Below are 12,258 nucleotides of genomic sequence, written 5' to 3' on the forward strand. Positions count from 1 at the left end.
GTTTATTTTGCATGTTTCGGTTTCTGGCTGACATAATCAATCACGAGTGCAAGGATCAGAACAGCTCCCCAGATCAGTGTTACATAATATGTAGATACACTCCTGAAACGGTTAATGCCGGATTCAATCATCTTCAAAAGTACGATAGCTGTGATAACACCGGAAATTTTTCCTTTACCACCATTCGGGCTGACACCGCCGAGAACGACGAGAAGGATAGACTGCATGGTATAGTTTGTTCCATAATCAGCTCTTGCAGATGAATAGGTTGCAAGCATCATCAATCCGCCAAGTGCAGCACAAATGGATGAAGTAATATGCGTTCTGAACAGCAGGCTTGTTGTATTGATTCCGGAAAATTTTGCAACATGTGCATTCGTTCCGTAAAGACGAAGTTTAGTTCCGTAAGTACAATGCTCCAGCATAAACCAGATAATGATTGCGACTACGATAAATACCAGAAGTCTTCGTGGGATAAAACCAAAGAGATTTCCTGAAAAGAAATCACAGTACTGCTTCGGGAAAGAGGAAATTGCAGAACCGTTTGTCATAACCACACAGAGACCTGTTAAGAGCTCATTTACACCAAGCGTTGCAAGAATCGGCGGAACCCCAAGTTTTGAGATCAAAAAGGCGTTCAGACTTCCAACAACAATACCTGTTACAATTGCGATCAGGAAGATCACAACAGAAAAAGCAAGTGGCATAGTTCCGTCTGCTCCAAACAATCTGGTCAGTGTAAATACCGTAAGGATAGAAGCCATATTGGCTGTACCAACTACAGAAAGGTCAATACCTCCTGTGATCATGCATAACATACCGCCCAGAGCCATAAGGCCGTATTCCGGGAACTGTCCCGCCATGGTAAGAAAGTTCATTCCTGTATAAAATTTTCTGGCCTGTGTAAATGCCATGAAGATCAGCCAGACTGCCATGATGACCAACAGGCGGGTCACTTCTTCATTTTTCTTATATATACTTTTGATCTTGTTCATCATGCGCCCTCCTTTACTGCTTTCTTTTTGCTTTTAGAGGTTCGGGTTGACTGCCATGCGGTCAGGGATACTCCAATCACGATTACAAGTCCTACGAATACATCACTCCAGGTTGTCGGAATTCCAAGAAGGATCATGGAGTTCTGTACCAGGATGATCAGGAAAGTACCAAGAATACAGCCTGTCAGTGTACCGGCACCACCGGTAAGAGCAACGCCGCCAAGAACGACACCTGCGATGATGTTCATTTCCATTCCAAGCATATTCGTCGGATGCATCTGCTGCATCATGCAGACACGACAGATACCACTCGCAGATGCAATCATACCTATAATAATATACATGATAAATTTTGTTCTTTTTACATTAAATCCAGCTGTGTGTGCACTCTGTGGATTTCCGCCGATTGCGTAAATACCACGTCCAAAGATCGTATAATGCAGTACAAAATGCATAACTGCACATACAAGAACCAGAATAATGAAGGTATAAGGAAGAATGGAAGTCAGTCCATTCGCCTTATTAGTTGCTGTCAGGAATGCAGCGGTACCAAAGCTTTTCATTCCAGGCGGAATGACAGAAAGCTGATTTGCTCTTAAAGTACCCTGCATGATGCCCTGGAAGATACTTGCGGAACCGAGAGTCACGATCATTGCATTCAGATTCAGATAGCCAATAAAATATCCATTGAATGCGCCAAGTACTGCACCAATTGCGATTGCGATCACAAATGCCAGAAGAACATTTCCTTCGTAATTCTTGTCAAGAAGGAACTTTGTTGTGGCATAGGCAGAAAGAGATGCCAGTGCCGGGAAAGAAACATCGATTCCACCTGCGATCAGTGCCATGAATTCTGCGATTGCAAAAAGTCCCGGTACGATCATCGCACTCAGAAGGTCAACGATATTATTTGCTGTAAAAAACTGTCCGGAACGGATCTGTACCACAATTCCGAGAAGAATTATGATAAGAAAAATATACGGTTCATTTGACTGAAATATTTTCTTTACTTTTTTATTCATATGACCGCCTCCTACATCATATCGTCAATGATCATCTGTTCACTGACATTCTGGGTATCATATTCGGATTTGATCTTTCCATTCTTGATAACAAGAACTCTGGAACAGTTCTGTATAACTTCCGGAAGATCATCAGAAATGATAATAACACCAAGCCCCTGGTTGGCAAGTCGCTGCAGAACCATATGAATATCATGTTTGGAACCGATATCCACACCTACTGTCGGGCCATTCAGGATGAGCACATCCAGATTACATGCAAGCCATTTTGCAAGTACGATTCGCTGCTGGTTACCTCCTGAAAGAGTTGTTGCCGGATTGTTTGGATTTTTTGTCTTGATCTCCAGTTCTTTAACCCATTTTTCAATTTCTTCATCTCTCTTCTTCAGATCAAACTGTCCATTTTTCTTTTTCAGTTTGTCAATCTCAGAAATGATGATGTTGTCACCAATCGACTGGGTAAGAAAAAGGCCTTCTGACAGTCGGTCCTCAGGAACATATCCAATACTATTGGCAATAGCCTCTCTTGGGCTGGTAAGCTTAATTTCTTTTCCATCTTTTATGATCTGACCGGAATCCGCAGGCTTCAGACCAAACATAGACAGGCCCAATTCAGTACGACCAGAATCCAAAAGTCCTGTAATTCCAAGAATCTCTCCTCTTCGAAGACTGAGGTTAATATCTGAAAAAGAGCCATTCAGAGTAAGATGTTTCAGTTCAAAAACCGGCTTGTCGGAGACATTTTTCGGAACAAATATATTGTCGGAAAACTCTCTTCCTGTCATGTAATAGGTGAATTTCTTATCATCCAGTTCTTTTGTACTGCCTGTAGCAACCAATTCACCATCCCTGAAAATTGTGAATCGATCAGAAATTTCAAATACCTCATCCAATTTATGACTGATAAACAGGATTGCAATTCCCTGTTCCTTTAATTTCAAAATAATTTTAAACAATGCGCTTACTTCTTTTTTGGTCAGCGCTGTTGTCGGCTCATCCATGATAATCAGCTTTGCATTTGACATCAATGCGCGGCTGATTGCGACCATCTGTTTCTGAGCTACCGTAAGTTTTTCTACTTTTTCATCCAGATCAACCTGGAAATTAATTTTGGATACTGCTTCTTCAGCAATCTTTCTTACATTTTTCCAACTTACTGTTTTCTTACGTGATGCAAGTTCTGTATTAAGTGCCAGATTTTCTGCAACTGTCAGATTAGGGAAAAGTGCAAAATCCTGATAAATAACCTGAATTCCAAGATTGATCGCATCAATCGGGGAAATCTTATCGATTTTCTGTCCGTTAAATTCAATTGTTCCGCCATCTCTCTGATAGACACCGGATATAATTTTGATAATAGTTGATTTTCCGCAACCATTCTCTCCGGCAAGACAGTGTATCTCACCAGGTAAAATCTCCAAAGATACATCTCTAAGGGCATGTACATTTCCAAAGGAAATCTTTATATGCTCTGCTTTCAATAAACTCTGAGACATAGCTTCCTCCTCTCCGCCTTACGACACCTGTGATTGTTCAGGTCTTTTGGAAATCAATCCGCCGGGAGAACCGACGGATTGATCATTAAAGCTTATAAATTTTTGTGTTGTTTAGAATCCAAAATCATCAACGTTGTCTGCATCGATTGTAATCCAGCCCTGTCCTTCAAGAACTGTTTCAGATCCTTCACGGAAGTTCATTTCTGTATAACCATCAACGTTAAGATTTACAGGAGCACCAATCTCCTCACCTGCAAGTACTTTGCATGCAAGGTCAACCATTGCTTCACCGGATTTTGCAGGATCCCACAGAGTAAGGGATTTGATAACACCGGATTTCAGCAGTTCAGCATTGTCTGCCGGCATTCCTGTACCGGATGTAAAGAATTTGTCAACAAGGCCAAGTTCCTGAATCGCACGTGCAACACCAGGTGCATCGAAAGAAGAAGTTCCCATGATACCTTTCAGATCCGGATATGTTTTGATCAGTTCTTTTGCAACATTATATGCGGTATCACCGTTATCATCAGACTCTACACGCGGATTATCTTCCAGAAGTGTCATGTTCGGATAATGCTCTTTCTGGTATTCAACGGCTGCATCTGCCCATTCATTATGAGAACCATTTGTAAGGGAAGCTACCATTGTCGTATAAACGCCTTCTTCCCCCATTGCTTCAGCAAGGTTCTGCATGATGAAAGCACCATAGCCTTCATTAGAGAATGCTTCGATATCGTAGTCTACATTTTTAAGATCTGCGCCTTCATGGGTAATAACTACAATACCTGCATCTTTTGCTTTCTTTAATGTAGAGTCCATGGATTCCATATCAACTGGAACTACACAGATTGCATCTACGCCCTGAGCAATCAGGTCCTCAACCAGCTGAGCCTGTTTTGTAGCATCAATTGTACCTGTATCAATCTGGTAGCAGTTAACTCCTGTTTCGTCAGCTACTTCCTTAACGCCGGTGTCCATGCGAACGAACCATGGATTGGTGGAATCCTTCGGTACAACAGCAATTTCCCAACCTTCGTCAGCCGCTTTTTTAATAGCATCATCAGATGCAATATCTGCATCCGCAGCATATACTGTAGAAACTGATCCGATCATCCCAACTGCCATAGCTGCACATAAAGTCATAACGATTGCTTTTTTCATTTTAAATTCCTCCTTTTAATTGGCTTGTGAAACATTTACGCGGCATCTCATATTTTATTTACCCATATGATCCGAACACCTTTCTCCTCCCTTCTCTCGTTCAGATATTTGTACCCCAATATACTTTTTATGCCGTTTGAAACGTTTCAATATTTTCTAAAAATAATTGTATACTTATTTCAGTATACAACTATTAATTTTAGCAAGATCCTCTCATCTTTATTTTCTGCGGTAATTCTATACTCTGATATTTTCCGGTCTTATTGTATTCTGTAATTACTGACCATAAAGTTCTTCCGAATAATTTCTGATCCTGTTCCACAGTTGTAAGTCTCGGATTGACATATCCCGATATTTCAATATTATCATAACCGACAATAGCAAAATCTTCCGGTATGGAATATCCCTTCTCATTGATGGCCCTCATCATACCAAATGCCAGATAATCCGAAGTTGCCAGCCAGGCATCCGGAAGTTCTTCGCGCTTTGATGACTCAAGAATCTCCATCATATAAAGATAACTGTTTTTCAATTTATCCAGCGAAAGATCTGGGCGGGAATAAATATTTTTTTCCGGATCCGGATATCCAAAATATTTCATTGCTTCCAGAAATCCCTCTACTCTTTCACGGATATTTTGAAGTTTTGTAGGTTCTGTAAAAAGTCCTATTCGTTTGTAATTTCTGTTTTTTAACAGACATATTATTTCAAATGGTACCCGACGATTATCAAATATAACACTTGATGTATAACCCGGTATCTCTCGCCTGTCTGCCATAATCACATGTATTTGTTTCTTCGCCAGCCGTTTAATCTCTGTGAGATCATCAAACCCATTAAAAATAATGATTGATGTGCCTGGTTTGCTGCTCTCCAGTGCTCTCAGCTGCTGCCTTTCTATCTCTGACGAATATTCATAACCAGAGATATGAACGGTGTACCCAGCCTCATATGCATCGTGCATCAGTGCACTGATCGTATTTGTATAAAAAGCACTATCCAGATGCGGTGTTAAAACATGTATCGCTGTGCTGTCCTTTCTTCGAAGGGAACTCGCCAGAGTATCCGGGATATAATCCAACACATCAATTGCCTGCTGTATCCGCGCTGCCCTGTCGTGCGACACACCTGCCGTACCGTTTAAATAATTCGAAACCGTCCCAACAGATACACCTGCATGTTTTGCCACCTGTGTAATTGTGGCTCTTTTCTTCGTAGATTTATCCATTCATCATTTCCTCTATACAAGGCCACATTTGAAACGTTTCAATATGGCAATTATACATTCATAATTTAAGCATGTCAATATAATCGTTATAAATTGCATAATCGAAAATCTATTTTCAGTACTTTTCTGCAAATATTGCACAATATTTTTGTGTAATAGCTACAACAAAAGGAAGTCATAATATGAAAATACGCAAAAGAAAAGGACCTGCCAACGGCAAGCCCCCTTCGAAGTTGTTTTATAACAAATTATTTAACCAGCGCTACTGTATCTCTGCAGATTGCAAGTTCTTCGTTTGTAGGAATAACTGCAACTTTAACTTTTGAATTTGGAGTAGAGATAACAATTTCTTCGCTAAATGTATCATTTGCTTTGTCATCGATTTCAACGCCAAGATATCCGAAATAATTGCAGACATCTTTACGAAGCTGGCCTACATTCTCACCAATACCAGCTGTAAATACAATTGCATCTACACCGTTCATAGCTGCTACATAACCGCCAACAAATTTAGCGATACCATAGCAAAGTACATCATAAGCATTCTTAGCATCTTCGTTTCCATCTGCGATAGCAGCTCTGATGTCACGCATATCACTGCCGACTCCGGACATACCCTGAAGACCGGATTTCTTGTTCAGCACATTCATAACACCTGCGATGTCAAGGTTTTCTTTCTTTGCAATGAATTCAACAATTGCCGGATCAATATTACCGGAACGAGTTCCCATAACAACGCCCTCAAGTGGTGTAAGTCCCATAGTTGTATCTACACATTTGCCGTTCTGAACAGCACTGATGGAAGATCCGTTTCCAAGATGGCAAACAATAACTTTGGAGTTGTCTTTGTCAAGTCCAAGGAATTCTACAGCACGTTTGGATACAAAGCTGTGTGAAGTTCCGTGGAAACCATATCTTCTTACTTTGTATTTTTTGTAGTATTCGATCGGAAGTCCGTACAGATATGCTTTTGCAGGCATTGTCTGATGGAAAGCTGTATCAAATACACCAACCTGCGGTACACCTGGCATAAGCTCAGAGCAGACATCAATACCGATCAGGTTTGCCGGGTTATGAAGTGGTGCAAGATCGTTACACTCTTTTACTGCTGCGATCATTTCATCTGTGATCACTGCAGAAGCTGCAAATTTTTCTCCACCATGTACGACACGATGTCCGATTGCATCTACTTCTTTCAGGCTCTTGATAGCGCCTGTTTTTTCGTTTGTAAGAGCATCCAGTACAAACTGGATAGCTTCTTTGTGTGTAGGCATTGCACACTCTGTGATTTCTTTATCAAGTCCGGCTTTCTGATAAACCAGTCTTCCGTCGATTCCGATTCTCTCGCAAAGACCCTTTGCCAGAACATCCTCTGTATCAGAGTTGATGAGCTGATATTTCAGGGAGGAACTTCCGCAGTTAATTACCAATACATTCATCTTAATATTCTCCTATTCAATAAGTTTCAAAATATGTAATTCTTATTTGTCTTCAGCCTGGCACTGTACAGCTGTGATAGCAACAACACCAACGATATCATCTGCAGAGCATCCTCTGGAGAGGTCATTGACTGGTTTTGCGATACCCTGTGTAACAGGTCCGTAAGCTTCTGCTTTTCCAAGACGCTGAGCAAGTTTATATCCGATGTTTCCTGCATCAAGGTCAGGGAATACAAGAACGTTTGCTTTACCTGCAACTTCACTTCCCGGAGCTTTAGAAGCACCAACGCTAGGTACGATTGCTGCGTCAAGCTGGAACTCTCCATCCAGTTTGAGTTCCGGATGTTCTTCTTTTGCGATTCTTGTAGCTTCTACCATCTTATCTACGTCCGGATGTTTTGCACTTCCCTTTGTAGAGTGTGAAAGCATTGCAACGACTGGTTCTTCCTGAACAAGAAGCTGGAAGGATTCTGCTGAAGATGCTGCGATTGCAGAAAGTTCTTCCGGAGTCGGATTCTGGTTCAGACCAGAGTCAGCAAATACAAATGCACCGTTTGCACCATATTCGCAATCCGGAACTACGATCAGGAAAAATGCGGATACAAGTTTTGTTCCCGGTTTGGTTTTCAGGATCTGCAGACATGGACGAAGTGTGTCTGCTGTAGAATGGCATGCACCGGATACCATACCGTCTGCATCACCCATTTTTACCATCATTACACCATAGTATGGGTACTGAGTATGAAGGATTTCTTTTGCTTTTTCAGGTGTCATACCTTTTTTAGCTCTCAGTTCTACAAATTTATCAATGTATGCCTGAGTTCTGTCAGATGTCTCAGGATCAACGATGGTTGCTCCGGAGATATCGAATCCGCCTTCTGCAGCTTTCTTATTGATTTCTTCTTCGTTACCGATGAGGATAATCTTAGCAACTCCCTCTTTCAGAATCTTATCTGTTGCCTCGATAGTTCTCATATCCTCTGTCTCTGGCAGTACGATAGTTTTGATGCTTTTTTTTGCTCTTTCTTTGAGTAAATCAACAAATCCCATGATTAAATGGCTCCTTTCGTTATTTCGGTCATCAGACCGTGTGAGCGTCCAAAATATGACCTCACAGCTAGGTTCATTATACCCCCAGTTCTGGCGCTTTTCAAGTAGTTGTCCGTCAGATTCTTCCAAAGAGTGGTATTTTTTGAAGTGCAATTTCATCATTTCTGCCCATACTCTGCTGTTGTTCCAAAATGATTTTCGGTTTTTCTTTATAATTTTTCTGTCAGATGGTACAATATCTGTAAATTCTTTAAGAACAGGCAGGTGTTTTTTTGAAAGTAACCGGAATTATTGCAGAATACAATCCTTTCCACAGAGGGCACAGATATCAGATTGATTATTGCAGGGAAAAGCTGAAATCAGACTACGTGATCATCGCCATGAGCGGTGATTTCGTCCAGCGCGGTGCTCCTGCTCTCCTTCCCAAACATCTGCGTGCAGAAATGGCACTTCGATGCGGTGCCGATCTTGTACTTGAAATGCCGGTGTCCGTAAGTACTGCCAGTGCAGAGACATTTGCCATGGCCGGTGTTTCCATACTGGACAATCTGCATGTCGTTGAACAGCTCTGTTTTGGAAGTGAATATGGTGAAGTTTCTGCACTGCAGGAACTTGCTGCTGTCCTTGTAAAAGAACCCAAAGAATACCGTGTACTTCTGAAAACTTTTTTGAGCGAAGGGCTGTCTTTCCCCGCTGCCAGAAGCCAGGCGCTGATCGAATATTTCAAAGATCCTCATCATTTTGAGGGAGACGATTTTGATGGTATTCTGACGCCACTTCTCACTCAAATCGTACAGATTTTAAATTTACCAAACAACATCCTTGGCATCGAATACTGTAAAGCATTGCTCCGTTTAGATAGTTCCATCCGGCCGGTCACTTTGAAACGCCAGGGAATGGGATACCATGAAACGTTTCCGGATCAACAGACCGCTTCATCATCATTAAATTTTGCTTCTGCTTCCGCGATCCGAAATGCTTTAAAATCAGGTTTTGGCACCAATGAAATTCTAGGGGAACTTCCGGACAATGCCGCATTGGTTCTGGAAACTGCTGTTAATAAAAATGAATTTCTGCTGGAAGATGACTTTTCTCTTCTGTTGCAGTATTGTCTGTTAAACGAAACTCCTGAATCACTTATCAGCTATACTGATATGTCAAAAGATCTTGCTGCCAGAATTTGCAATCAGATCAATCATTTTGAAAATTTCACACAGTTCACAGAACTTCTGAAAACCAAAGAACTGACTTATACCAGAATTCAGCGCGCTTTGCTCCATACCATCCTGAAGATAAGGGAACAACCAAAAGGAATACCATATGCACGTGTCCTGGGATTCAGAAAATCTTCTTCCCCTCTGCTTAAAGAAATCAAGCAGCATACAACTATCCCTGTCATCACGAAAGCTGCCGATGCCTCGGGAATTCTTTCAGCAGACGGACAGAAAATATGGAATGATAATCTGAGAGCTTCCAATATCTATGAAAGTATTCTGGCTCAGAAAACAGGGCGTCCTTTTGTTCATGAATATCAAAAACAGCTGGTCCTTTTATAGGGCCAGCTGTCCTTTTATTCTGACAGAATCAGATTTTATCTTAAATCCAAAACATTATTTCACTTTGACTGCTTTAGCTGCAGAATAAGCGGAGAATACGTCTACACCAGCTTCATTTGCTTTTACGGCACGAACTTTGTAGTAGTATTTTTTGCCTTTCTTAGCAGTTTTATCTGTATATTTTACAGTAGATCCTTTTGTAATCTCAGCAATCTTAGTATATCTGGAACCTTTCTTTGTAGAACGATAAACAACATATCCTGCTGCACCATTTACTTTCTGCCACTTCAGGTTTACTTTACCTTTAGAGCTCTTGCCGGATGTAATCTTAGTCTTGCCGATCGTTGTGTTGGAAACAGATGCTGTTGCTGCTGCGCTGCATCCACTTGTGATTACATCATATTCATCGTCATCATATTTATTATCTGATGGTTTCCAGTTGTATGTTGTGCCATTCTTGCATGCAACTACATAGTAATAGTATTTTACACCTGCCTGCGGGCCGTCATGCCATAAATCTGCAAAAAACTGCAAGAAAAAAAGACCTTCCAACGAATAGTCGAAAAGTCTTTCTCTCACATTCTGCTTAATCATAAAGCCTTTAATCGGACAGCAGGATACGGTCATTATCGAGTGCTTTACCAGCGCCACTTCTGAATTTCTCCAGAAGTCCCTCTACTGTCATATTTTTCTTTTCTTCGCCTCCGATATCAAGCACAATATTACCGGAGTCCATCATCAGGATACGGTTACCAAGTTCAATCGCAGACTGCATATTGTGTGTGATCATCAGACAGGTAAGCTGATGTTCTTCTACGATCCGTCTGGTAAGATTCAGAACTTTTTCTGCTGTGCCAGGATCAAGTGCTGCTGTATGTTCATCCAAAAGAAGAAGTTTCGGCGGATTCATTGTCGCCATCAGAAGTGTCAGTGCCTGTCTCTGTCCACCGGAAAGAAGCCCTACCGGATGGCTCATCCGTTCTTCAAGACCAATATCCAGTTTCTTCAATTCTTCACGAAAGCGTTCTTTTTCCTGACGAGTCGTATGTGAAAGCCATCCTCCCTTACCTGCTGCAAGCGCAAGATTTTCTTCAATCGTCATGCCCGGTGCAGTTCCACGCATCGGATCCTGATAAAGCCGTCCAATGCTTCTTGCCCGTGCATGCTGCGGCATAAATGTGATATCTTTGTTATCCAGTTCGATCGAGCCTGTATCGGTCAGGAAATCTCCGCAGATTGCATTGAATAACGTGGACTTTCCAGCGCCATTGGAGCCAATGATCGTTGCAAAATCTCCCTGTTTCAGTTCCAGAGATAAATCCTCAATTGCTTTTTTCTCGTTTACTGTTCCCGGATTAAATGTCTTGGAAATATGGCTGATTTTTAACATGAATCATCTGCCTCCTTTTGTATGTGTCATTCTTCTTCGAATCTGTGGCCACTGTTTCTTAAGATATGGACCAGATATTGCAAGAACAACAATGACAGAGGATACCAGTTTCAACATAAATGCCGGCATATTAAACCGAAGTGCAATCGTATATACAAGGCGGAAGATAAATGAACCAAGAACCATTCCCACTGCTCTTACAAAGATTCCACCATGTCCCAGAATCGTACCTCCGATCAGCAGAGATGCCAGTGCAATCGTTACCATACCCTGGCCAATATTGATATCTACAGATTTCTGTGACTGGGACAAAAGACATCCGGAAAGTGCTGTAAATGCATTTGCTACGCAAAGACCAATTACTGTTGTAAACACCGGATTGATCGAAGATGATTTTACCATATCTGAATTATTTCCAGTTGCCCTGATTGCAAGACCAAGTCTTGTTTTCAGGAAAAATACCAGAAATATGATCACGAGGATCACTGCGATCGCTGCAATAATGATATCTTCTCTTCCTTTCAGCGGAGTGCCTGCAAGTGTATCTTTCATCATGGTAAACACGGTGGTCGTCCGGTTCATATTAATAAGAGAAGAACCTCCCATCACTGCAATATTCACCGAATACAGTGCAGTGTTAACAATGATTCCGGCAAGCAGACTGTCTACACCGAGCTTTGTCTGCAGGATCGCCGTTACAAATCCTGATATAATACCTGCCGCCATAGCAGCTATAATAGACAGAAAAGGATGCCCACTCACAGCTACTACGGCTCCTACAGCAGCGCCAAAAGTAAAGCAGCCGTCTGTAGAAAGATCGCAGACATTCAGCATAGAATAACTAAGAAACAGAGCAAGAACTGTCAAAGAACAGATCAGTCCAAGCTTCAGAGCAGTCTCTCCAAGGGAGAGCATAGTTGC

11 protein-coding genes are annotated in these 12,258 nt (G+C 41.6%); 1 reads left to right on the forward strand and 10 read right to left on the reverse strand.

Translation table 11 applies throughout. The annotated features are described in order from the left end of the window. Positions 1-2: 2 nt before the first annotated feature. The 7 genes from NQ503_RS10215 to pta form a co-directional block, all read right to left on the reverse strand. Positions 3-995 carry an ABC transporter permease gene (locus NQ503_RS10215; RefSeq protein WP_022389422.1) on the reverse strand — a complete coding sequence of 331 codons (993 nt, stop codon included), beginning with the start codon at positions 993-995 and terminating at the stop codon, positions 3-5. Further along, the gene (locus tag NQ503_RS10220) at positions 995-2,017 is read right to left on the reverse strand and encodes an ABC transporter permease (protein WP_005425415.1); all 1,023 of its coding nucleotides are present in this window, start codon (positions 2,015-2,017) and stop codon (positions 995-997) included. Before NQ503_RS10220 ends, NQ503_RS10215 begins: the two co-directional genes overlap by 1 nt. Before the next feature lie 11 nt (positions 2,018-2,028). Beyond that, on the reverse strand, positions 2,029-3,513 hold the full coding sequence (locus NQ503_RS10225; protein ID WP_005425414.1) for a sugar ABC transporter ATP-binding protein: 1,485 nt from the start codon (positions 3,511-3,513) through the stop codon (positions 2,029-2,031). Between the two features lie 111 nt (positions 3,514-3,624). After that, a complete protein-coding gene (locus tag NQ503_RS10230; protein WP_005425413.1) occupies positions 3,625-4,674 on the reverse strand; it encodes an autoinducer 2 ABC transporter substrate-binding protein in 1,050 nt (349 codons plus the stop codon). Positions 4,675-4,873: 199 nt separating this feature from the next. Beyond that, positions 4,874-5,902, reverse strand: coding sequence for a LacI family DNA-binding transcriptional regulator (locus tag NQ503_RS10235; protein ID WP_005425412.1), 1,029 nt, complete (start codon positions 5,900-5,902; stop codon positions 4,874-4,876). Between the two features lie 248 nt (positions 5,903-6,150). Further along, positions 6,151-7,341: an acetate kinase gene (locus tag NQ503_RS10240; protein WP_005425411.1), complete on the reverse strand. Its 1,191-nt coding sequence runs from the start codon at positions 7,339-7,341 to the stop codon at positions 6,151-6,153. Positions 7,342-7,383: 42 nt separating this feature from the next. Further along, positions 7,384-8,391: a phosphate acetyltransferase gene (gene pta, locus NQ503_RS10245; protein ID WP_022389420.1), complete on the reverse strand. Its 1,008-nt coding sequence runs from the start codon at positions 8,389-8,391 to the stop codon at positions 7,384-7,386. Positions 8,392-8,663: 272 nt separating this feature from the next. Between pta and NQ503_RS10250 the strand changes: the two genes are divergently transcribed. Continuing rightward, positions 8,664-9,947, forward strand: a complete 1,284-nt coding sequence (locus tag NQ503_RS10250) for a nucleotidyltransferase (protein WP_044925748.1) — start codon at positions 8,664-8,666, stop codon at positions 9,945-9,947. 54 nt (positions 9,948-10,001) lie between these two features. On the opposite strand, the gene NQ503_RS10255 is transcribed toward NQ503_RS10250, so the two are convergent. Genes NQ503_RS10255 through NQ503_RS10265 form a run of 3 tightly spaced genes read right to left on the reverse strand, consistent with a single transcriptional unit; the run spans position 10,002 to position 12,252 of the window. Further along, positions 10,002-10,541 carry a hypothetical protein gene (locus tag NQ503_RS10255; protein ID WP_005425402.1) on the reverse strand — a complete coding sequence of 180 codons (540 nt, stop codon included), beginning with the start codon at positions 10,539-10,541 and terminating at the stop codon, positions 10,002-10,004. Between the two features lie 7 nt (positions 10,542-10,548). Beyond that, a complete protein-coding gene (locus tag NQ503_RS10260; RefSeq protein WP_005425401.1) occupies positions 10,549-11,337 on the reverse strand; it encodes an ABC transporter ATP-binding protein in 789 nt (262 codons plus the stop codon). Positions 11,338-11,340: 3 nt separating this feature from the next. Further along, positions 11,341-12,252: an ABC transporter permease gene (locus NQ503_RS10265; protein ID WP_005425398.1), complete on the reverse strand. Its 912-nt coding sequence runs from the start codon at positions 12,250-12,252 to the stop codon at positions 11,341-11,343. Positions 12,253-12,258 lie beyond the last annotated feature (6 nt).

The sequence above is a fragment of the Blautia obeum ATCC 29174 genome (genome assembly GCF_025147765.1).
GTDB classification, from domain to species: Bacteria; Bacillota; Clostridia; order Lachnospirales; family Lachnospiraceae; genus Blautia_A; species Blautia_A obeum.